23 protein-coding genes, 1 tRNA gene and 4 pseudogenes are annotated in these 20,964 nt (G+C 67.9%); 14 read left to right on the forward strand and 14 right to left on the reverse strand.

What is annotated here, in order from left to right:
- Positions 1 to 102: 102 nt before the first annotated feature.
- Genes fliE through flgB form a run of 3 tightly spaced genes read right to left on the reverse strand, consistent with a single transcriptional unit; the run spans position 103 to position 1,251 of the window.
- The gene (gene fliE, locus ASD25_RS18750) at positions 103 to 402 is read right to left on the reverse strand and encodes a flagellar hook-basal body complex protein FliE (RefSeq protein ID WP_056619481.1); all 300 of its coding nucleotides are present in this window, start codon (positions 400 to 402) and stop codon (positions 103 to 105) included.
- A gap of 10 nt (positions 403 to 412) precedes the next feature.
- Positions 413 to 799 (reverse strand): flagellar basal body rod protein FlgC, encoded by a 387-nt coding sequence (flgC, locus tag ASD25_RS18755; RefSeq protein ID WP_056620068.1) that lies wholly within the window; start codon positions 797 to 799, stop codon positions 413 to 415.
- 44 nt (positions 800 to 843) lie between these two features.
- Complete coding sequence (gene flgB / locus ASD25_RS18760; RefSeq protein ID WP_056620070.1) at positions 844 to 1,251, reverse strand: flagellar basal body rod protein FlgB; 408 nt, start codon at positions 1,249 to 1,251, stop codon at positions 844 to 846.
- Between the two features lie 117 nt (positions 1,252 to 1,368).
- Here flgB and ASD25_RS18765 point away from each other — a divergent pair, with 117 nt between their 5' ends.
- From ASD25_RS18765 to ASD25_RS18775, 3 genes and pseudogenes are all read left to right on the forward strand, one after another.
- Complete coding sequence (locus ASD25_RS18765) at positions 1,369 to 1,656, forward strand: flagellar biosynthetic protein FliO (RefSeq protein ID WP_056620072.1); 288 nt, start codon at positions 1,369 to 1,371, stop codon at positions 1,654 to 1,656.
- Positions 1,657 to 1,676: 20 nt separating this feature from the next.
- Positions 1,677 to 2,464: pseudogene (gene fliP / locus ASD25_RS18770) on the forward strand (flagellar type III secretion system pore protein FliP).
- 118 nt (positions 2,465 to 2,582) lie between these two features.
- A complete protein-coding gene (locus tag ASD25_RS18775; protein WP_056619484.1) occupies positions 2,583 to 2,804 on the forward strand; it encodes an HU family DNA-binding protein in 222 nt (73 codons plus the stop codon).
- Positions 2,805 to 2,815: 11 nt separating this feature from the next.
- Here ASD25_RS18775 and ASD25_RS18780 read toward each other — a convergent pair whose 3' ends face one another.
- Positions 2,816 to 5,644 (reverse strand): hypothetical protein, encoded by a 2,829-nt coding sequence (locus tag ASD25_RS18780; protein WP_056620075.1) that lies wholly within the window; start codon positions 5,642 to 5,644, stop codon positions 2,816 to 2,818.
- A 102-nt stretch (positions 5,645 to 5,746) separates the two neighbouring features.
- Positions 5,747 to 6,256 (reverse strand): CinA family protein, encoded by a 510-nt coding sequence (locus tag ASD25_RS18785; protein WP_056619487.1) that lies wholly within the window; start codon positions 6,254 to 6,256, stop codon positions 5,747 to 5,749.
- A 109-nt stretch (positions 6,257 to 6,365) separates the two neighbouring features.
- Between ASD25_RS18785 and ASD25_RS18790 the strand changes: the two genes are divergently transcribed.
- Positions 6,366 to 6,773 (forward strand): DUF983 domain-containing protein, encoded by a 408-nt coding sequence (locus ASD25_RS18790; RefSeq protein WP_056619489.1) that lies wholly within the window; start codon positions 6,366 to 6,368, stop codon positions 6,771 to 6,773.
- 168 nt (positions 6,774 to 6,941) lie between these two features.
- Here ASD25_RS18790 and ASD25_RS18795 read toward each other — a convergent pair whose 3' ends face one another.
- Positions 6,942 to 7,565 (reverse strand): hypothetical protein, encoded by a 624-nt coding sequence (locus ASD25_RS18795; RefSeq protein ID WP_056619492.1) that lies wholly within the window; start codon positions 7,563 to 7,565, stop codon positions 6,942 to 6,944.
- A gap of 681 nt (positions 7,566 to 8,246) precedes the next feature.
- Positions 8,247 to 8,323 (reverse strand) — tRNA-Arg (locus ASD25_RS18800).
- A gap of 298 nt (positions 8,324 to 8,621) precedes the next feature.
- Between ASD25_RS18800 and ASD25_RS18805 the strand changes: the two genes are divergently transcribed.
- Positions 8,622 to 11,126 carry a helicase-related protein gene (locus ASD25_RS18805; protein WP_056619495.1) on the forward strand — a complete coding sequence of 835 codons (2,505 nt, stop codon included), beginning with the start codon at positions 8,622 to 8,624 and terminating at the stop codon, positions 11,124 to 11,126.
- Entirely contained in the window at positions 11,123 to 11,419 is a 297-nt protein-coding gene (locus tag ASD25_RS18810; protein ID WP_056619498.1) for an RNA-binding S4 domain-containing protein, read from the forward strand. The genes ASD25_RS18805 and ASD25_RS18810 overlap by 4 nt, the downstream gene beginning before the upstream one ends.
- Here the strand turns inward: ASD25_RS18810 and ASD25_RS18815 are convergent.
- Positions 11,406 to 12,026 carry a YceI family protein gene (locus ASD25_RS18815; RefSeq protein WP_056619501.1) on the reverse strand — a complete coding sequence of 207 codons (621 nt, stop codon included), beginning with the start codon at positions 12,024 to 12,026 and terminating at the stop codon, positions 11,406 to 11,408. The genes ASD25_RS18810 and ASD25_RS18815 overlap by 14 nt on opposite strands.
- A 174-nt stretch (positions 12,027 to 12,200) precedes the next feature.
- On the opposite strand from ASD25_RS18815, the gene fdxA reads away from it, so the two are divergent.
- Together fdxA and ASD25_RS33300 are read left to right on the forward strand one after the other, a co-directional pair.
- Positions 12,201 to 12,542: a ferredoxin FdxA gene (gene fdxA / locus ASD25_RS18820; protein ID WP_056619504.1), complete on the forward strand. Its 342-nt coding sequence runs from the start codon at positions 12,201 to 12,203 to the stop codon at positions 12,540 to 12,542.
- A 414-nt stretch (positions 12,543 to 12,956) separates the two neighbouring features.
- Positions 12,957 to 13,069: CarD family transcriptional regulator (locus ASD25_RS33300; protein WP_369816637.1), on the forward strand; the 113-nt coding region annotated here is incomplete at its 3' end.
- Between the two features lies 1 nt (position 13,070).
- On the opposite strand, the pseudogene ASD25_RS33305 reads toward ASD25_RS33300, so the two are convergent.
- A pseudogene (locus ASD25_RS33305) lies at positions 13,071 to 13,179 on the reverse strand (hypothetical protein); the annotation flags it as partial.
- A 1-nt stretch (position 13,180) separates the two neighbouring features.
- On the opposite strand from ASD25_RS33305, the pseudogene ASD25_RS18825 reads away from it, so the two are divergent.
- Positions 13,181 to 13,672: pseudogene (locus ASD25_RS18825) on the forward strand (CarD family transcriptional regulator); the annotation flags it as partial.
- Positions 13,673 to 13,856: 184 nt separating this feature from the next.
- Positions 13,857 to 14,336 (forward strand): hypothetical protein, encoded by a 480-nt coding sequence (locus ASD25_RS18830; RefSeq protein WP_056619507.1) that lies wholly within the window; start codon positions 13,857 to 13,859, stop codon positions 14,334 to 14,336.
- Between the two features lie 18 nt (positions 14,337 to 14,354).
- Here ASD25_RS18830 and ASD25_RS18835 read toward each other — a convergent pair whose 3' ends face one another.
- Positions 14,355 to 14,819 (reverse strand): DUF3617 family protein, encoded by a 465-nt coding sequence (locus ASD25_RS18835; protein ID WP_200943668.1) that lies wholly within the window; start codon positions 14,817 to 14,819, stop codon positions 14,355 to 14,357.
- A gap of 224 nt (positions 14,820 to 15,043) precedes the next feature.
- Here ASD25_RS18835 and ASD25_RS29615 point away from each other — a divergent pair.
- From ASD25_RS29615 to ASD25_RS18845, 3 genes and pseudogenes are all read left to right on the forward strand, one after another.
- Positions 15,044 to 15,227 (forward strand): annotated as a pseudogene (locus ASD25_RS29615) (bL28 family ribosomal protein).
- An 83-nt stretch (positions 15,228 to 15,310) separates the two neighbouring features.
- Complete coding sequence (locus tag ASD25_RS18840) at positions 15,311 to 15,643, forward strand: MmcQ/YjbR family DNA-binding protein (RefSeq protein WP_056620077.1); 333 nt, start codon at positions 15,311 to 15,313, stop codon at positions 15,641 to 15,643.
- A 59-nt stretch (positions 15,644 to 15,702) separates the two neighbouring features.
- Positions 15,703 to 17,454 carry a M1 family metallopeptidase gene (locus ASD25_RS18845; protein WP_235562788.1) on the forward strand — a complete coding sequence of 584 codons (1,752 nt, stop codon included), beginning with the start codon at positions 15,703 to 15,705 and terminating at the stop codon, positions 17,452 to 17,454.
- Here the strand turns inward: ASD25_RS18845 and ASD25_RS18850 are convergent.
- A complete protein-coding gene (locus tag ASD25_RS18850; protein ID WP_056619515.1) occupies positions 17,451 to 18,227 on the reverse strand; it encodes a transglutaminase family protein in 777 nt (258 codons plus the stop codon). The genes ASD25_RS18845 and ASD25_RS18850 overlap by 4 nt on opposite strands.
- Positions 18,228 to 18,352: 125 nt before the next feature.
- On the opposite strand from ASD25_RS18850, the gene ASD25_RS18855 reads away from it, so the two are divergent.
- Positions 18,353 to 18,874 carry a hypothetical protein gene (locus ASD25_RS18855; RefSeq protein WP_056619518.1) on the forward strand — a complete coding sequence of 174 codons (522 nt, stop codon included), beginning with the start codon at positions 18,353 to 18,355 and terminating at the stop codon, positions 18,872 to 18,874.
- Positions 18,875 to 18,926: 52 nt separating this feature from the next.
- Here ASD25_RS18855 and ASD25_RS18860 read toward each other — a convergent pair whose 3' ends face one another.
- The 3 genes from ASD25_RS18860 to ASD25_RS18870 all read right to left on the reverse strand — a co-directional run bounded on the left by ASD25_RS18860 (position 18,927) and on the right by ASD25_RS18870 (position 20,927).
- Entirely contained in the window at positions 18,927 to 19,487 is a 561-nt protein-coding gene (locus tag ASD25_RS18860) for an HNH endonuclease (RefSeq protein ID WP_056619522.1), read from the reverse strand.
- 133 nt (positions 19,488 to 19,620) lie between these two features.
- Positions 19,621 to 20,271 (reverse strand): trimeric intracellular cation channel family protein, encoded by a 651-nt coding sequence (locus ASD25_RS18865; RefSeq protein WP_235562789.1) that lies wholly within the window; start codon positions 20,269 to 20,271, stop codon positions 19,621 to 19,623.
- Positions 20,268 to 20,927, reverse strand: a complete 660-nt coding sequence (locus tag ASD25_RS18870; protein WP_056619527.1) for a DNA-3-methyladenine glycosylase — start codon at positions 20,925 to 20,927, stop codon at positions 20,268 to 20,270. The genes ASD25_RS18865 and ASD25_RS18870 overlap by 4 nt, the downstream gene beginning before the upstream one ends.
- Between the last annotated feature and the right edge of the window lie 37 nt (positions 20,928 to 20,964).

The raw sequence follows: 20,964 nt of genomic DNA on the forward strand, positions 1-20,964 counted from the left end.
GTCTCCGATGGATTGCTCTCGTGAGAGGCCTCCAAATCGATGAGCGGATGCGTCGGCGCGGATGAAATCACTGTAAGCTTGGCGCCTCAGGTCTGACAGGCGTCAGATCGGCATCCGCATGATCTCCTGATAGGCCTGGATCACCTGGTCGCGGACAGCCATGACGGTTTCCAGCGAGGCTTCGGCTGAGGACACGGCGGTGACCACGTCGATCAGGCTGCCCTGCCCCTGCACCGCCGACGCCATCTGGGTCTCGGCCGCACGCGAGCTCTGGGTCATGTCGCCCATGACGCTGGTCAGCATGTCGGCGAAGCCGGACTGTCCGGCGCCCGCCGCGCCCCCGACGGGCGAGGCGCCGTCCTGGATCGCCGCATAGGCCTTGGCCGCCATCAAGGGGTTCATCGCTCAGGCCCTATTTCTTCAGCAGGTCGAGGGTGCGCATGTCCATCGAGCGCGCGGTCTCGATGATGTTCAGATTGGCCTCGTAGGCGCGCTGCGCCTCGCGCATGTCCATGGCCTCGACCAGGGTGTCGACGTTGGGACGCAGGACATACCCCTCGGCGTTGGCGGCCGGGTGACCCGGATCGTATTCGCTGCGGAAGTCCCCCATGTCGGGCCGCACCTCGGCCAGCGTCACCCCGGTCGCGCCGTCGATCTCGCGCGCCTGGAAGACGGGGACCTGACGGCGGTAGGGCTCGCCGCCTGCGACCTGGGCCGTGGACTGGGCGTTGGCGATGTTCTCGGCGATGATCCGCATACGCGACTGCTGCGCCTTCAGGGCGCTGGCGGCGACGGCCATCGCGCTGTTGCGCGGGGGGATGGGGTCAGTCATCGGTCAGTTCCTCATCGGCCGGGCGCGCGGGCGGCCATGCGCAGCATCTGCATGGACTTCTGGTAAAAGCCGATGGCCGCATCGTAGGCCATGCGGCTCTCGGCCATCTTGAGCATCTGCTCCTCGACCACGACGGAGTTGCCGTCGAGCGTGGTCTCCGAATCAGGCGCGGCCTTCGTCTCGAAGCGGGCGACCTGACCGGTCGGGGCGATATGCATGGCGCTGGTGCGGATCATGCGGACCCCGCCGCCGCCCTCGCGCATCGCCGCGGCGAAATCGGTCGGCTGGTTCAGGTCGCGGCCGACGTAGCCGGGCGTATCCGAATTGGCGACATTCTGGGCGATGACGCGCTGACGTTCGTCCAGCCAGGACAGGCGGCCCTTGATCTGGCCGAGCAGCGGCAGGTCGGTGATACCCACGCGGGCGTCCCCCTTCGGGCGCGGATCGCCCATCGAGCCAGGCAGTATCTGCCGCGTGCATGGTTAACGGGACGTTATCTCAACACGGCGTTAACCATGATCGCCGAAATCTGGGGCATGAACCTCCTCGACCTGCTGCGGGCCCTGTTCGCGCTCGCCTTCACCCTGGGCATCATCGGCCTGGCCGCATGGGCCGCGCGCCGGTATGCGCCGTCGCTGCTGGCCCGCCTCAGCGCGGAGCGCGGCGAGAAGCGGATGAAGGTCGTCGAGACCCTGATGCTGGACCCCGCCCGCCGCCTGGTGATCGTGTCCATCGACGGCGAGGAGCGCCTGCTGATCCTCGGCGAGGGCCGGGAACTGATCGAGCCGCGCGGGGCCGTTGCGCCGGCAGGAGCCGCCCAGTGAGCCTCAAGGGCGTCTTCGTCATGCCCGACCGCGCCGAGCTGAAGCGCGCGGCGATCCTGTCGCTGATCACCACCCTCGCCTGCCTGCTGTGGCCGCTGGGCGCCCTGGCGCAGGACATCGCCGCGGCGGGCGGACCCGGCGCGGCCATCAACGTCGATCTGGGCACAGGTTCCGGCCTGACCGAACGGGTCGTGCAGCTGGTCGGTCTGATGACCGTCCTGTCGCTGGCGCCGTCGATCGTCATCATGACCACCAGCTTCGTGCGAATCGTCGTGGTCCTGTCCCTCCTGCGGACCGCGCTGGGCATGCAGCAGTCGCCTCCGAACGCGGTTCTGGTGTCCCTGGCCCTGTTCCTCAGCGCCATCGTCATGGCCCCGACATGGCAGGACGCCTATGATTCGGGCATCCGACCCCTGCTGGATCAGCAGATGGAGCTGCCCCAGGCCTTCGATGCGGCGTCGGAACCTGTGAAGACTTTCATGCTGGCGCAGGTGGACCGGGACGACCTCGCGCTGTTCGTCCGGCTGTCCCAATTGGAGGCCCCGACGGCGGCCGCCGACCTGCCCTTGAGAGTGGTCACTCCGGCCTTCTGAAGAAGGCCTTCGAAATCGGATTTCTCCTTTTCGTTCCGTTCCTTGTGATCGATCTGGTGGTCGCCAGCGTGCTCATGTCCATGGGTATGATGATGCTCCCTCCGGTAGTGATTTCACTCCCGTTCAAGCTGATCTTTTTCGTGCTCGTGGACGGCTGGAGACTGGTCGCCGGAAGCCTGGTCGAGAGCTTCCAGCGAGCGTCCGGCACCGGATAAATCCCCACCCCGTGGGGGTTACAGCGGCGAAGTCGCTTGCCAAGCTGGCAAAAAGCGGCGTCAATCCGTCCGTCATCGCCCCTGAATCGGGGCGAGCTTTCATCGGGAAACGACCCACATGACCACCCAAGCAGAACTCATCGCCTCCGTCGCCAACATTCACAAGTCGCTGACCGGCGGCGGCGACGTGCGCATCTCCAACCTGGGCGTGTTCGACACGGCCGCCCGCGCCGCCCGTGAAGGCCGCAACCCGGCCACCGGCGCGACCATCAAGATCGCCGCCTCGAAGGCCGTGCGCTTCCGCGTTTCGAAGCCGCTCAAGGATGCGGTGAACAAGTAAGACCGAAAGGTCTACGCAGCCGGCCTCGCAGGAGGCGCTGCGGCAGCTTGAGGACGGGCGGGGGCCGCAGCGCGGTTCCCGCCCGTTTTCGTTTTCAGTTCGTCCTTCATGGCCGTGACCCAGCCTGCAAAGGTGTCGGCCGAGGCGGCCAGGCCGGCGAAATCGCCCGGCGCGACGCCGTCGTCATCCAGCGCGATCGACAGGGCCGTCTTCGCCCGCGCACCGGCGATAAACGGCCGGTAGTTGCGCGACAGCCGGCTCAGCCCGGCGGTGTCATGGCCCAGCGAATAGCCCACGCCGGCGCGGATCAGCCGCGCCTCTTCCTCGGCGGTCAGGGGCGCCGGATCGGCGTGGCGCTGGCCCAGTCGCGCCTCATAGATCGCAGCCGCCTGCAGCCATTTCTGCTGCTTCCAGAAGATCTCGGCGCGAACCTCGCGCGCCTCGGGCGAGGCGTCGTCGCCCAGAATCTCGAGCGCGTGGTCATAGCGGCCCAGCTGGGTCAGGGCCCGGGCTTCCAGCGCCCGCCGCTCGGCGTTCAGGGCGTTCGGCAGGATCGTGGAGCGCGAGCCCCAGATCGCCTGCAGCGCCGGCTCGGGCTGGCGGTCCATCAGATAGACGGTGGCCAGATCGGTCGCGACCTGGGCCTTGGCCACGCCTTCCAGACGGTTCTCGACCTGGTATTTCAGCAGTTCGGCCGCCTGATCCAGCAGGTCGACCTCGACCAGCCGCCGGGCCAGCCGGCGCACCATCTCGTCGCCGTCGGCGCCGATTGGGGTCAGGTCGCGGAAATCGTAGAACAGGCCCAGCGCCTGAACAGGCTGGAGGCCGTCGGCGCCGCCTTCGAGGAACAGCATGCGGAAGGCTTCGCCCAGATCGGCCTGGATGTCGGCGGCGCCTTTCAGCCGGTTCAGGCCGGGTCCGGCGCCCTTCAGGGCCGTCAGGGCCTCGCGGTACAGGCCCTGCGACAGATAGAGCTGGCCCAGCTGCCGGATGACGGCCAGTTCGGTGGCGTCGCCGCGCCAGCGCCAGCGCAGGGCCTCCAGTTCATTGGCGGCGTCGCCCGGCTTCATCTTGCCCTTGGCAAGCGACAGGCGGACCACGCCCAGCTTGGCCGGCACCGAGACGGCGTCGAGCGGGGCCCGGCTGACGGCGGCGTAGACCGCCAGCGCGCGGTCGGACTGACCATCGAGCTCAAACAGTTTGGCCTGCACCAGATGGGCGGTCAGCTGGTCGGGGGCGGGCGCGCCCTGACTGAAGCTGTAGGCCAGCAGGGCGCGCGCGGCGGGCAGGTCGCCTGTTTCCAGCGCCGCCAGCGCATGGGCAGCGCCGAAGCGGGCGCGCCATGCGGGGGCGAACGCGTCGGCGGCGACGGCGCCGGCCGCGAAGGCCTGCCGGGCGGCGGCCCAGTCGCCTTGGTTGGCGGCGATATAGCCGCGCCACATGGCGGACGCCGGATCACCGGCCACGGCGGAAGCGGCGAAATCGCCCTCGGCCTCTTCCATCCGGCCGATGGAGGCGCGGGCGGCGCCGCGCAGGCCGCGCAGCTCGGGCTCGCCGGCCATGTTCGGCGCCCTGGCGACGATGTTGTTGAGCACGCCCACAGCTTCGTAGCCGAGGCCCGAGCCGACGAGGAAGCGGGCCAGGGCGAAACGCGCCTCGGCCGATGCGCGCGGATCGTCGCCGGCGGCCATGGCCTCCTCGGCGGCGGCGTCCTGCAGCTGGCGATAGCGGGCGGAGAAGCCGGCGTGGCCGGCATCGGCCCATTCAGTCAGGATCAGGCCAGGGAATTTCGCCTTCTTCGGCGCCCCGTTCTCATCGGCGGCGGCCTCCAGCGCAGCCGAGGGCGGCGACAGGATCAGGCCATTGGGGCGGCTGAAGGTGACGCGGTCCGTCTCGGCCAGAATGCCGAGGTCCTCGGAGGCGGCTTCGACGGCAAGTCCCTGCGCCGTCGGCAGCAGGGCCAGATCGACCGTCCGTCGGCGGGCGGCGAACCCCTTGCCGGGCGCCAGCGCTGTGACGGCGGCGAACCGGTCGCCGGCCAGCGGATCAGTCAGCCAGATCGCCTTGGTGGCGCCGGCCATGCGGGCGACCAGTACGGCCTCGCCGCTGTCGTCGCGCTCGACCGGCACGCCCGCGACAGCGACGGGCTGGCCGCCGATGACGACGGTCCAGTTCGAGCCTTGGGCGACCGCGGAGACAGCCAGCCCTTCCGGCGCGGCGATGCGAACGGCGACATGGTCGGCGGCCGCGGTCCAGTGGGCGTTGGAAGCCGGACCCAGTTCCCGGGCGGCGGCCATGTCGAGCCGGCCGGGCGTGTCGAACACCACCCATACCGCCGCGCCGCGCCGGAAGACGGCGGCGCCGACCGGCTTGTCCCACTGGAAGGTCATCGAGACCTTGGCCGGGGTGGCCCGGGTGGTCACGGGCACATAGGACGCCACGACCACTTCGGGAGCCGGCGCGTCGGGCGCCGAGGCGAACAGATTCACATAGACCGCGCCGTCGGCCGAACCACTGCGGGCGTCGGCGCCCTCGGCCAGGGTCATGACCAGTTCGGTGGCGCCCTGGACGGCGCGGGTCTCGACCCTCTCCACCCCCTTGGGCGGATCGACCTTTAGGCGAGAGACGTCAGGCGCCGCGGTCGAGCCGATGCGGACGATGACGTCGCGGCCCTCGCGCCGGACCCGTGAACGCGCGCCGATGACGCCGGCGAACTCCAGCCGGGTGAACTCGGCGTTGGCCCCGATGCGGATGGAGATCGGATCGACGGGCGCGCCGGCTTCCTGGGCCAGAGGGGCCATGGGCGCAAAGGCGACCGCGCCCGCCGCGGCTGCGGCCACGGTGGTTCTGAGAACGCGCTTGCTGACGGTTGCCCCGGACATACGCGCGCACCCTCGCGCGACCGGCCTTTCAACGCGGTTAACGGTTGGTGACCGTTCCGCTTACCCCGGCAGGGCGGCCCGCATCATGCGCAGGGCGACCCGCAAACACTCCAGCCGCACGGGGCCGCGGCCGTGATTGCCGAAATGGTGCTCCTCATGCACCGTCGGGGCGCCCGTCGCAGCCAGGGCGAAATGCACCAGCCCCGGTTCGTCGTCGGGTCCGGCCGGGCCTGCGAAGCCGGTTACCGAAACCGCCACCCCGGCGCGGGAATCCCTCAGGGCGCCTTCGGCCATCGCCCGCGCGACCGGCTCGGAAACTGCTCCGTTCTGCTCGATCAGTCGGCGCGGCACGCCCAGCTCCTCGGCCTTGGCGTTGTCCGTGTAGACGACATAGCCGCGCTCGAAAGCGTGGGAGCGGCCCTCGACGTCCGTCAGCATCGAGGCGATCAGTCCGCCGGTGCAGCTCTCGGCCGTGGACAGGGTGATGTCATGGTCGCACGCGGCCTTCAGCACCGCATCGACTAGGGCCTCGATGTCGGCCGGCACCGCGGATCCCAGGGTTTCGGTCATGGGCGAGGAACGACGGCGGCTGCCGGGTGTTCCCCGCGACAACTGGACCGGTTGCGGAGGCGCCCCAGGGAGCCGACATGCAGTCCGGCTTCCTGTCAGGACGACGACCGTGACCGACCCCGCCTATCCCCGCCTCAGCACTCTTTCGACCGGCCTGCGCTGCCGCTGTCCACGATGCGGCAAGGGACCTTTGCTGACCGGCTTCCTGACCATCCGCGAGGCCTGCCCGGCCTGCGGGCTGGACTACAGCTTCGCCGAGCCCGCCGACGGCCCGGCCTTCTTCGGCATGAGCCTGGTCGGACTGCTCGGCATGGCCCTGTTCATGTGGTTCGAGTTCGGCGTTCACCCGCCGATCTGGGTGCATCTGGTGGTGACCATGCCCTTGCTGGTGCTGGGCTGCCTCGGCGTGCTGCGCCCTCTCAAGGGCTGGCTGGTGTCCGAGCAATACATCCACAAGGCGGCCCCGCCCGAGTTCGAAAGCATCGGCGGACACGGCGAAGGGTCGAAGTGGCGCTAGCGGCCATTTGACTTCGGACCGGCCGACGCGCCCTGTGCCCGCGCCTCAAGGAGGGGCGCGTCCATGACCCTCATGCAGATACTGTCGTGGCTGCTCGTCCTCGTGCCGGTCGTCATACTCGGCATGAGCCTGCGCATGATCCTGACACGGCGGCGGAAATAGCCGCCGCTACAGCGACCGCGGCTCCAGCGTCGAGAAGACCGCGTGGGTCGCTCCGGCGGCCTGCGCCGCAAGCGCCCGGTCAGGGCGCAGATTGACCAGCAGCAGCTGACTGCAGATCTGCCGCGCCGCCCTGACCAGCTCAGCGGCGCTGATCCAGTCGCGGGCCCCCTCGTGAGCCACACCGGCGAAGTCGATGGCGAGGCAGTGCGCCTTCACCCCCGCCAGACGTCGCGCCGTATCGATATCCGGCGCGATGTGCAGCACGACGCCGCGGGTGTGGGTCTGGAAATGCGCCAGGGTCTCGTCGATCACATCGACGGCCGTGTGCTCGAGGCCGCCGAAAACCTCGATCAGCAGACTGCCCGGTTCCGAGCTGTGCTGCACCGCCGCGCACTGCAGTGCATAGGGACCGCGTCCGCCTGACAGGGTGCGCCAGAAGGCGGGCACGATCGCCGTATCGCCCGGCCCCAGCCGCAACAGACGCATGCCGTGCTCGATGGTCAGGATGTCGATCTGCCGCAGATCATCCAGCTCCAGCGTCTTGCGTTCGAAGATCGAGCGCTCGCCGCAGCGACGGATGGTCCGCTTGAGGCGCTGGCTGATTGGAGTCGAGGAGGCCAGGTCGAACACCGGCTGCGAGGCCAGTGTAACCGTCAGTTCACAGCGTGAACGGGTCGCCGTCGAAAACGTAACGCTCTCGTATGGCGCGCCGAAAGCCCGTCGCTGTGGACCGTGCCCCGCCTCTGTCTGGTCCCCCAGATACCCGTAGCCACCCTCGCCTCTTCCCGCATGCATGTCCCGACAGCCCCGATTGAAACATCCCAGTCATGCCTGAATGAACGCTGATAGCTTAATCCGGGACTTACCGTCCTAGTTAATTAACGTAATTAATGTAGTAATGATACGGTAAAATGGCCATTTCAGCTTAGCTGTCGGAAAGCATTTATGTGTACGTTGCTGTACACATGGCCAATATAGCGTCTAGGGGTTTTTACCCACCATTCCAGTAGATTTGCCATAACGGCAAAAATGAAGAGCAGTTACTTGTTCATCTATCAAATATAGAAAAACTTACGTCACAACACCTCACATCCGCGCTGGTTGGCATAGCGATTTCTCTGTTTTGATGGAGAAACGCCAATATGAACTACGCTATGAGCTAGAAAAATATACTTGCTTCTAGCATAGGGTGTGCGAACGCCCCCAACTCCTGCGTGATCCGGTAAACGGGGAAACCATTTCGTTCCGCCCCAGGAATCTGTGGACGGACAACGCGGCGTCAGCTCGCGATCCTGAGGAAACGAGAGGAAGTGGCGACCCCGGAGGGACTCGAACCCCCGACCTCTGCTTTAGGAAAGCCTTGCTCTATCCGGCTGAGCTACGGGGCCACGCAGCGCTGACCTAGCGTCTGGTGCGGCGTCGGGGAAGCGGGCCGATACGTTTTCTCCCGCCATGACGCCGGATCCAGCCGTCCCGCTGTGCGAGAACCGCGTTTCGCCTTGTGATTAAGACGCGTTAAGATACAATATCTTGTAGGGAACAAACCCCGAATCGGGCCGTGTCGGTGATTCGGTCCTGATTCGTTTCGCCCCTGTTCCGCCGTGCGAACCGTGGCTGTTTACAAGTCGGCCAGCCGTCACGGCGCCGCTTGAGGAACCGGACGGGACACGCCACCTTTTCAGCATCATGAGTGATCGCGGCGCCGGACAGGCCCCCTCGCGCGTCGTCGCGGTTCTGGGGCCCACGAATACCGGGAAGACCCATCTGGCGGTCGAGCGGATGCTGGGTCACGCCTCGGGCATGATCGGCCTGCCGCTGCGGCTGCTGGCGCGCGAGATCTATGACCGCATCGTCAAACGCCGGGGCGCGGCCGCCGTCGCCTTGGTCACCGGTGAGGAGAAGATCGTCCCGCCGCGCGCCCACTATTTCGTCTGCACGGTCGAGGCCATGCCGATGGAGCGGACCGTCGAATTCCTCGCCGTCGACGAGATCCAGCTGGTCGCCGACCCCGAGCGCGGTCACGTCTTCACCCAGCGGCTGCTGCACGCCCGCGGGCGGTTCGAGACCATGTTCCTCGGCGCCGGGACCATGGCCCCGCTGATCCGGGCGCTGGTCCCCGATGTCGAGATCGTCCAGCGCGAACGGCTGTCGACCCTGTCCTACGCGGGCTCGAAGAAACTGACCCGCCTGCCCGCCCGCAGCGCCATCGTCGCCTTCAGCACCGAGCAGGTCTACGCCATCGCCGAACTGATCCGGCGCCAGCGCGGCGGCGCGGCGGTGGTCATGGGCTCCCTGAGCCCCCGCACCCGCAACGCCCAGGTTGAGCTGTTCCAGTCCGGCGAGGTCGACTTTCTGGTCGCCACCGACGCCATCGGCATGGGTCTGAACATGGAGGTCGACCACGTCGCCTTTGCCGGCCTGCGCAAATTCGACGGCCGTCGCACCCGCTGGCTGCACGCGCATGAGATCGGCCAGATCGCCGGCCGGGCCGGGCGGCACCTGCGCGACGGCACCTTCGGCGTCACGGGCGAGTCGCTCGAACTCGACCCCGATCTGGTGGAACAGGTGGTCGAGCATCGCTTCGATCCGGTCGAGGCGGCCGAGTGGCGCAACGCCCGGCTGGATTTCGACACCCTGCCCGACCTGCTGCGCTCACTGGTCGTGACACCCGGCCGCGCGGGCCTCAGCCTGACCCAGCCGGCGCTGGACGAAACCCTGCTGCGCCGCCTGATCAAGGACGAGGAGGTGGCCCGCATCGGCCGCTCTCGCGGGGCCATCATGCGGCTGTGGGAGGCGTGCCAGCTGCCCGACTTCCAGAAGACCACGCTGGACGAGCACGGCCGGCTGGCGAAGGACATCTTTCAGGCCCTGACCGGCAAGCGCGGCCGCCTGACTCAGGAGTGGATCGCCCCCCGCTTCGCCGAACTGGACCGCGACGACGGCCAGATCGACCAGCTCTCGGCACGGCTCAGCGGCGTGCGCACCCTCAGCTATATCGCCAATCGCCCCGACTGGCTGGACCAGGCGCAGGGGTGGCGCGACCGGACCAAGGCGCTGGAGGAACGGCTCAGCGACGTGCTGCATGAGCGACTGACCGCCCGCTTCGTCGACCGGCGCACCACGGCCCTGATGCGAGCCCTGAACGTGCGCGAGGACGCGGTCGCCGACGTCGATGACGAAGGCGCGGTGATCGTCGAGGGCCATGCGGTCGGCCGCCTGACCGGCGTCGATTTCCAGATCGACAAGGGCTCCTCCGCCCTTGAGGACCGCGCCCTGCGTCACGCGGCGCGTCAGGCGGTGACGCCGGAGATCGCGCGCCGGCTGGGCCGGCTGGCGGCGGACTCCGACGAGGCCTTCGGCGTCACGCCGGACGGGGCGGTGCTGTGGCGCGGGGTCAAGGCGGGTCAGGTCCTCCCCGGCGGTGACTGGTTCGCTCCGCGGGTCCACCTGCTGGGGGAGCTGGGCTCCGTGGCGGCGCGCGAACGGGCGCAGCGGCGGCTGGAGGCCTGGCTGGCGGCCGAGGCCGGCCGGGCGCTGAAACCCCTGAAGCGGCTCAAGACGGCGATCGAGAGCGGCGCATTGAAGGGCCTGCCCCGCGGGCTGGCGTTCCGTCTGCTCGAGGCCGGCGGGATCATCGATCGGCGCGAGGTGGAGCGCGATCTGGCCGCGCTCAGCCAGGTCGAGCGCCGCACCCTGCGGACCTTCGGCGTGCGCATGGGGGCGCATTCTGTCTGGCTGCCGGCCCTGTTGAAGACCCGTCCCCGCGAGGTGGCGCAGGCGTTCACCGGCGGGTGGGCGTTCCGGGCGCGCGGCGAGGGCGTGACCTTGCTGCCGTCCCCCGCCCCGTCGCCGCGGAGCCTGTCGGCCTTCGGTCTGCGCGCGGTCGGCCGGTACGTCGCCCCGGTCGAACTGCTGGAGGCGATGGCCGAACGGCGCGCGATCGGAAAGGGCGCGCTTTCGGCGGACGACCTGCGGGACCTCGGCGTAACCATCGACGAGGCCAATGCCTTGATCGCAGCCTTGAAGACGACCCGCGCGCGGCGACCTGACCGGCCGGGACAGGCCCCGCAGTTGGTGAAGGATTCCCCGTTCGCCGTCTTGCGGGCGCTCACCGCACCGGTGCTCCCGGCGGCCCGCGCCAAACGCCGCCGTCCGCGCCGCGCCCGCTCGCCCTCTTCCGGAACCGCATGAGCGAGACGGCCTGCCGTATCGATGTCTGGCTGTGGCGCGCCCGCTTCGCCAAAACGCGGTCGCTGGCCGCCGCCATGGTCGAGCGAGGTGCGGTGCGTCTGACCCACAACGGCCTCCAGACCCGGCTCGACAAGGCCAGCCGCACCGTTCACGTCGGCGACGGCCTGGTCTTCGCCCTCGGCGGCCGCCTGATCGATCTTCAGGTCCTCCAGACGGGCGAAAGGCGCGGACCGCCCGAGGAGGCCCGCGCCCTGTATTCCATCGTGGAGCGCGAGCCGCCTACTGGCGGATGAACTCGCCCTCGATGTGCAGGGTCACCTCGTCGCCCAGCACCGGCAGGCCGTAGCTGATGCCGAAGTCCGAACGTTTGATCGTCGCCTCGCCGTCGAAGCCGGCCTTGTAGGCGCCCATCGAGACGCCGGCCTGGTTGAAGTCCACCTCCATGGTCACCGGCCGGGTGACGCCGCGCAGGGTCAGGTCGCCGACGACGGTCGCTTCCGAAGGATCTTCCGCATCGACCGTGACCGAGCGCGAGACAAAGGTGGCGACCGGATGGTTGGCGGTGTCGAAGAAGTCCGCCGTCTGCAGGTGGGCGTCGAGACCGTCATTGTTGGAATCGACCTCGGTCAGCGGAATGGTCGCGGTCAGACGCGACGCCGAAGGGTTGGCGGGGTCGAGGGTCAGCTCGGCCTGGGCGTTCACAAACTGACCGACATAGGTCGAGAAGCCCATGTGATCGACCGACCAGGTGATCTTCCCGTGGGAAGGATCCAGCTTGTAGGCGCCGGCCTGAACCTCGGCGGGCTTCTGCGTCAGAACGGACTGGGCGACCACCGCGCCGCCGGCCAGAAGGCTGATCGAGGCGGCCGCGGCGATGACGGTGCGGGAAACGGAATGCATGGGTGGAGTCCTCTGAATAGGGGGCGATCTGTAATCGCATTAGATACAGATAGGGCTTCAAAAGGCCGCGGCAAGGCCCGAATACAGGGACATGTCGGTCACCGAGTTGACAGCCGGGGCCACGAAGGTCATCTGCGCAGCCCGACCCACCCCTCGTGATCGCCTCTTCATTCAATGACCTACATCGTCACCGACGCCTGCGTGAAATGTAAGTTCATGGACTGCGTCGAGGTGTGCCCGGTCGACTGCTTCTACGAGGGCGAAAACTTCCTCGTCATCGCCCCGGACGAATGCATCGACTGCGGCGTGTGCGAGCCGGAATGCCCCGTCGACGCCATTGTGCCCGACACCGAGGACGAGCCGGACGGCAAATGGCTGATCGTCAACGCCGAATACGCCAAGGTCTGGCCCAATATCACGGTCAAGGGCACCCCCCCGGCCGACGCGGAACAGTTCGAGCGCGAAACCGGCAAGTTCGAGAAATACTTCTCCGAAAAGCCCGGAAAAGGCTCCTGACGGCACACAGACGCCTCCCGAGCGAGATCAAGCCGGTGGGATTTGCCCGTACAGTCACGCCAGCGCTGTGGACGTTTTGAATTTCTGCAATTTTGTGATAGGTTCCTGTCATTGGGTCGGGCGGTAAGCGATTTTCTCGCGCCGCCCGCGTTTGCGACAGAACTCCGCCCACGAAGGCGGGGTCGGCCAGAGGTTTGGTGATCCGTTNATTGGGTCGGGCGGTAAGCGATTTTCTCGCGCCGCCCGCGTTTGCGACAGAACTCCGCCCACGAAGGCGGGGTCGGCCAGAGGTTTGGTGATCCGTTTCCGTTCCTGACGACTGAGTAAACTGCGCCGCCGACGGTTAACCGTCGCCGAAGAGCGCAGCCGTCATTGCGTAACGTCTCATCCTCCCTGCGCCGGGAAAGGAATGACATGACGAACAAGACTGGTCTGGAATTCAAGGTTGGCGACGCGGTCGTCTATCCGGCGCACGGCGTCGGCAAGGTGGCGGCGGTCGAGACCCAGGAAGTCGCGGGCATGTCGCTNGGTGGAATCCTTCGCGCGGGTGAACCTGCCGCACGGCGTAGTTGTCGTGCTCCTCGATCCCCGTCGCCACGGCGAAGATGTTGGGATCGAAGATGATGTCCTCGGGCGGCATGACGAACAAGACTGGTCTGGAATTCAAGGTTGGCGACGCGGTCGTCTATCCGGCGCACGGCGTCGGCAAGGTGGCGGCGGTCGAGACCCAGGAAGTCGCGGGCATGTCGCTGGAGGTCTACGTCGTGACCTTCGACCACGAGAAGATGACCCTGCGCGTCCCGACCAAGAAGGCGAAGACCGCCGGCCTGCGTTCGCTGGCCGCCGACGACGTCGTGACCAAGGCGCTGACGACCCTCAAGGGCCGCGCCCGCGTCAAGCGCACCATGTGGTCGCGCCGCGCCCAGGAATACGAAGCCAAGATCAACTCGGGCGACCTGATCTCGATCGCCGAAGTGGTCCGCGACCTGCACCGCGCCGACAGCCAGCCGGAACAGTCCTATTCGGAGCGTCAGCTCTATGAATCGGCCCTGGACCGGATGGCTCGCGAAGTCGCCGCCGCCAACCGCATCGACAAGGACGCCGCCGTCCAGCTGCTGGCCAAGTCGCTGAGCGCCAAGAAGGCCGTCATCGCCGCCCTGATTTCGACGCGCATCGCCGAAACAACGAAAGGCCCGGGAGCGATCCCGGGCCTTTTGCTTTGCGCTTTCCAGCGGCTCCGGAACCCGGACTTCGCCTGATTGACCCCGCGGAACCCCGCGATCACGGTCCACTCCGGACGAGGGAACCTGACCGATGCGCTTCTACGCGTGCGCCGCAGCCATGTTTCTCTGGTGCATCGTCTCCGGCGCGGCCTCCGCACAGACATACCGGCGCGCGGGAAGCTGGGGCGTCGTGGTGGAGGGCGGTTCCTGCGCGACCTCCCATTACGATCAGCAGGGACAAAGACTGGTCGTTCTGGTCGCCCAGCGGCGGGGCGGCGTCCTGCTGGGTATGCTGAAGGACGACTGGTCGACAGTACCGGATCAAAGCTATCCCGGCATGGAGATCGATCTCTCCGGTGTGACCTATCGAAATCTGAGATCCGCGGGCCTGGAGGTCGACGGCCTGCAGGGACATGCATTCATCCTCGCCGACACCTTCCTCGATCATCTCGCCACGACGACCCACATCACGCTGTTTGACGGTCAGCGACGCGAAAGGATCGAGGTGGAGCGGATGGCGCTCACCCTGGACGACCTGCGGCAGTGCCGCGCGGAGACGATGGCAAACTAGCCGCTTGCAGCCCCGGCCTCAGAAATACTCCGCGTTCGCCGGGCACTGCGCCGCCAGGCGTCGGGCCGTGATCGTCGCCGGGATGTAGGGGCTCCAGATGCCGGCGGCCTTGATCGAGGCCCCGCCGTTGAAGCTGAACTGCTCGGGCTGGTAGGTGCCGTTCAGGCGCACGCGCACCTGACGACCGCTGCGCGAGACGCAGTTGCCCTCGAACCGGGCGTTGCCGTTGCCGACCTCGCGCGTCGGATAGGTGCAGCGATAGTGACGCGTCGACAGGCCGCCGAAGAAGCGGTTGATCTCGCTGGGCCGCACGCATTTCGTCTCGGTGTCGCGCTGGCCCACTGCGCTGGTGGTGTACTGCCAGTAGCCCGGCAGGACAGGCGGAGTGGCCGACTGAACGGGCGCGGCGGGGCCAGCCATGAGGGCGCTGGCCATCAGCAGGGCGCCGATCAGGACGGGGGCGGTGCGGAGCAGGACGGACATCTTCATCGTACAGACCTCGGCAGCGGAGCTTCGCTGCAATGGATAGAAGCGATATATGGCCGGAATTGAACGGCGGCTGAACGCGTTGAAGACCGCTACAAGCCTTGACGCGGCGCGGTGACTTCCACTATACGGCCCCCTCTCGCGCGGGGACCCGATCCCTGCGCGCCTTTGTTTCATGCGTCCGCGCCGTTTTCGTGGACCGCTCCGTCAAGGATAGTCAGATGTCGCGTCGCTGCGAACTCACCGGTATCGGCCCCATGGTCGGCCACAGCGTGAGCCACTCGAACGTCAAGACCACTCGACCCGTTCATCGTCAAGGCCAAGGACGAGCAGCTGTCGACCGCCGCCCAGCGCATCAAGCGCCAGGTGAAGGCCAAGCTGGCCGAGCAAGCCACCGCCGCCTGATCGGGCGACGCCGCTGAAGATTTGAAGAGGCCGGTGGAAACACCGGCCTTTTTCTTTTGGCGCGACCGACCCACTATCGGCCCATGACCCGCGACGAGATGTTCGCCTACGCCCTGACCCAGCCGGGCGCCGAGGACTCGACCCTGTTCGACGGCCGCTGCATCCGCGTGCGCGGCCACTGGATCGTCAACGAGGGGCGCGAGCCGGACTGTCTGGCCCTGGCGCTGGACACCGGGACGGTCGACTTCCTGATGGAGACCGAGCCGCAGACCTATTTCCAGACCCCGCACTATGAGGGCTGGCCCGCCGTGCTGGTGCGCTACGAGGCCGCCGACGACGACCGGCTGCGCGAGCAGATCGACAAGGCCTGGGCCCGGCGGGCGACGAAGGCGCAGGTCAGGGCGCGCGGTCTGTAAGGCTTGCGCGGACAGCGGGCCTGTCACAGGTTGGCGCCGTCCTTGTCGGGGAGTTGTTCGTGTTCGCCACCGCCTGCCGCGCCGCGCTGACCGGCGTTTCCCTGCTTGCTCTCGCGGCCTGCGCCACGACGCCGACGACCGTAACCCCGCCCTCGATCGAGCCTGTCGCCGTCGTCACGCCGACCCGCGAATCGACCGCCTTCACCCTCGGCACCGATCAGCCCCGTACGCCCGAACAGCTGGCCATGCAGTTCGACAAGGCGGACCTGTCGATCAAGGTCATCCCCGATGACAAGGCCATAGACGCCGTCGCCGTGCTCGATTTCACCGCCACCGCCCCGCTGGCTGCCGTCGTGGTCGAGCTGGACACCCTGCTTACCGTTTCTTCCGTGCAGGTCGACGGACGCGAGGTCGCCGGCTGGACCAATCCCGAAGGCCGGATGACCATCCCCCTGCCCCGCCCCTTGGCCGCCGGAGAGAAGGTGTCGGTGCGCATCGCCTACGCCGGGCAACCGCGCGTGGCGCCGGAAGCCCCGTGGGACGGCGGCTTCGTCTGGGCCAACACCGCCGACGGAACGCCCTGGATCGCCACCGCCGTCCAGCCCGAGGGCTGCGACCTGTTCTGGCCCTGCGTCGACAGTCCCCTGGCCGAGCCGAAGCGGGTGGATCTGCACATTACTGTACCCTCGAACTTGTCCGCCCCCTCGAACGGCCGATTCCTCGGCGCCGTCGATCATGGCGACGGCTGGACGACCTGGAACTGGTCCGCCGCCAACCCCAACACCTACGCCATCGCCCTGAACGTCGGGCCGTATATCGAACGGAAGGCGGAGTACCGCAGCCGTTTCGGCAACACCGTGCCCATGTCCTACTGGCATCTGCGGTCGGACGATCCGGCCAAGGTCGAGGCCCTGTTCGCCCAGTTCGCGCCGATGATGGATTTCTACGAGGCGACCGTCGGCCCCTATCCCTTCGGCGACGAGAAGATGGGCGTGGTCGAGACGCCGCACCTGGGCATGGAGCACCAGACGATCAACGCCTACGGCAACGAGTACAAGCTCGACGGCCGCGGTTTCGACTGGCTGCTGCACCACGAGCTCAGCCACGAGTGGTTCGGCAACCAGCTGACCAACCGCAACGCCGACGAAATGTGGCTGCACGAGGGTTTCGGCACCTATATGCAGCCGCTGTTCGCCCGCTGGCTGAACGGCGAGCGGTTCATGCAGGTCTATCTGCAGGAACAGCGCCGCGCCCTGATCAACAAATTCCCGGTCGTCTCGGGCGCGGACAAGTCCGAGGACGAGGTCTACAAGGGCGAGGCCGGCCCCGGCCTCGACATCTACAACAAGGGCTCGCTGATCGCCCATTCGCTGCGGATGCTGATCGGAGACGAGGCCTTCTTCCGCTCCGTCACCCGCATGGTCTACGGCACGGCCGAGCCGCGCCCGGGCCGGTTCCAGCCCCGCTACGGATCGACCGACGAGCTGCTGACCATCGTCAACGAGGAGACGGGCCGCGACCTCACCTGGTTCTTCCGCGGCTACCTCTACAACGCCGCCCTGCCGGACCTGAAACAGACCCGCGACGGCGGCGATCTGGTGCTGGAATGGATCACGGGCGACGGAGGCGTCTTCCCCATGCCGGTCGAGATCGAGATCGACGGCCGCCGCCAGACCCTGGCCATGACCAACGGCCGAGGCCGCATCGCCGCGCCGCCGACCGCCCACGTCCTGATCGACCCGGACAACAAGGTCCTGCGCCGCCTCGACTTCCTCGAGGCCTGGCAGGCCGCGGGGTCGCCGACGACCTAAACCGCTTCGGCCGTCACCGACTGCCGCACCAGCTGGCACGATCCCTGGGTGGTCAGGAAGGCGATGTCGGCCGCATCCCGCCCGCAGGCGATCCGCACCAGCCCCTCGACCGGCGCCAGCCCCGTCGGATCGACCAGCCACCAGCCGTTCGACAGCCAGACCTCGAAGATGGCGTGGAAGTCGGGCGGGTTCAGCTGGTGCGCAAAGGCGCTGACCGCCCGCGCCGGAATGCCCGACGCCCGGCACAGGGTGATGCCCATATGGGTGAAATCGCGGCACACCCCCGCCCGGTCGATGAACGTCCGCGCCGCGGTCGTCTCGCTGTCGGAAGAGCCGGGCTCATAGTCGATCTCGGCCCGGATCCATTCGAGGATCTTCAGCACCCGGTCGCCGCCGACGGTGCCCCCGAAAGTGCGCTCCGCGAACCGCCCGAACTGGTCCGAAGGGCAGTACCGGCTCGGGTTCAGATAGGTCAGGACCTCGGCCGGCAGGTCGTTCCAGTCATGCTGCACCGTCACCGGCGGCAGGCCCTTCAGCACCCCGTTGTCCACCAGCGCCGTATAGGTCAGCGCCACCTCGCCCGAGAGGTGGGCGCGCAGGGTGCGGGCCCCGAACTCCTCGTCCTGGTCCTCGATGAAGTCGATCTGCGGCGTCGTCGTCAGACGTTCCTCAAGCACCGTCTGGCCCGGCCAGTGGGCGACCTGAATCTTGTAGATGGCGTCCGTCGGCGGGTCGAAACGGTAGACCAGATCGGCGCGGACACGGATTTTCATGGGGACTCTGAAGTGTTGTCGGGACGGGAACCGGGAGGCCGGGAGCCCCCTCTATCAGGAACCCCCAGAACGCCCGAACGTTCTCCACGGGCAGGGGGCTGCACAAAATTCCGAGGACCCGTAACATGAAAACGCTCGTATCCGTGACCGTAGCCGCCGCCGCCCTGCTGATCGCCGGCGGCGCTTCCGCCCAGATCGCTGGCGGCCTCGGCGGACAGGTCGGCGGCTCCGTCGGCGTCGGCGTTCCGCAAACCGGCGCTATCACCCAGGGCGTCGGCTCCATCGCCCGCGACGGCGTCCGCACCACGCGTGACACTGTCCGCGACACCCGCGAAACCGTACGCGACATCCGTCCCGACGCCAGTGTGAACACCAACGCCAACGTCCGCGCCGACGCCCGCGCCAGCCGTGACGGCGCCGCGGTCGACGCCGCAATCCAGACCGGCGCCATGGTCCACAGTTCGGACGGCGCCATGCTGGGCTCTGTGGTGGACGTGACCCGCAACACCGCCGGCCGCGCGACCGCCTTTGTGGTTCGCTCCGCCGACGGCGCGACCCGCACGGTCCCGGCCGGCAGCGTCTCGGCCCAGGGCAATGTGCTGGTGACCGGCTGGACCGAGAGCCAGTTCAACCGCCGCCGTCGCTAGACAACGGCTGAAGCAGAGCGAGGCCCGCGCCATCGGCGCGGGCTTTCGCGCGTCAGGGCTCCAGCTCGATGTCCCAGTACAGATAGTCGAGCCAGCTCTGGTGCAGATAGTGGGGCGGGAAGCGCCGCCCGAATTCCTGCAGCTGCCACGCATTCGGCCTGTGCGGCGCCCGGCGCAGGGGCATGCCCGCCTGCTGCGGCGTGCGTCCGCCCTTGCGCAGGTTGCAGGGCGAACAGGCGGCGACGATGTTTTCCCAGGTGGTCCGCCCGCCGCGCGACCGGGGCACCACGTGATCGAACGTCAGCTGTTCTGTCGCGTGGCAGTACTGGCAGGTGAAGCCGTCGCGCAGGAAGACGTTGAAGCGTGTGAAGGCGGGCTGCCGGTCCTGGTCGACATAGTTCTTCAGCGCGATCACGCTGGGCAGGACGATCTCCATCGACGGGCTGCGCACCACCTTGTCGTAGGTGGAGACCACGTCGACGCGGTCCTGGTACACCGCCTTGACCACTTCCTCCCACGGCCAGATCGACAGCGGATAATAGGACAGCGGGCGGAAGTCGGCGTTCAGCACCAGCGCGGGCCAGCCGGACGGAGGGCGGCTCAGGACCTGCATCAGGCCCTCGCCCTTGAGCAGAGGAACATGGACGCGAGCGGACTGAAGACCGGTCTCCTTCCTTGTCTGTGGGGAAAGCCTAGTCTTGATTCGACGGCTTGGCGATGACCGCTGGACGACGGTTTCGCAACGCTCAGCCGCGCGACGAGGTCCCCGGAAAGGCCGGCAGACTCCAGCCCCAGACCAGGGCCCCGGCGCGCAGAGCAAAGCCGCAGGGCGCGGCGATCAGGGCCGCCGGCCAGACGTCCATCCCGAACAGCCGGGCGGCGACGAAGATGGTCGAGGCCAGCAGGGCGGCCGAGACGGTGATCTCGCGTCTCAGCAGGATCGACGGCTCGCCCGCCAGCAGATCGCGCACCACACCGCCGAAACAGGCCGTCAGGGCGCCCATGACGACGCAGATCAGGGGGGCGACGCCAAAGGCCTCGGCCTTGGCGGCGCCCATCACGCCGTAGGCCGCCAGACCCAGGGCGTCGAGCCACAGCAGGGCCCGGAACCGCCACCTCCGCGCGCCCAGCATCCACACCACGACCGAGGCGAACAGGCAGACGGCGATATAGCGCCAGTCCTGCACCCAGAATACCGGTACGCCGATAAGCAGGTCGCGCAGCGTACCCCCGCCGACGCCGGTGATCGCGCCGAAGAAGGCGAAGGTGACGAGATCATGCCGCTGCCGCGCCGCCGCCAGCGCGCCAGTAGCCGCGAACACCGCCACGCCCGCGAAATCCAGCGCGCCCAGCACGGTCTCGGGATTGGCGATGGCGGGGTCGACGATGGGGGTCACGAGCCGGGGCCTTCCTCCAGCACGACCTCGCCGCGCTTGACCGCCCCATACCATCCCCAAAGCAGATGCGCCGCAACGCTGCGATGCGGCTTCCACATCGCGGATCGGGCATAGGTTTCCTTCTCGCGCGGGCGCGTCGGTGAACTGTCGGCCCACCGGATCGCCTCTTGCAGGGCGATATCGCCCGCCGGGAAGACGTCCTGCCGGCCCTCGCAGAACATCAGAAAGGTCTCGGCTGTCCATTTGCCGACGCCCTTGATGGCCACCAGGCGCGCGATCGCCTCCTCGTCCGACAGCCGCTCCAGATGGTCGAAATCGATGCGCCCTTCGACCTGGGCCCGGGCGATCTCGTGGCCATAGGTCGCCTTCTGGATCGACAGCCCGAAGCTGCGCAGGGTCTCGATCGGCGTGGCCAGCACCCGTTCCGGCGTCACCTCTCCACCCAGCCCCGCCTCGACACGGGCCCAGATCGCGGCGGCCGAGGCGACCGAGACCTGCTGGTCCACGATCATGTGGAACAGGCCTTCGAAACCGCCCGTGCGCCAGCGCCAGTCGAAGACCGGGGTCTGAGCGTGGGCGCGGTCCAGCGCCGGGTCGAGCCCGATCAGCGCCGCACGGGCTGCGGCGATCTGTTCGGCGGACGGCGGCGTGGGCATTCGGACCTCATCGACAGGGGCGGGGGCGCGAACTACT

Source organism: Brevundimonas sp. Root1423, assembly GCF_001426805.1.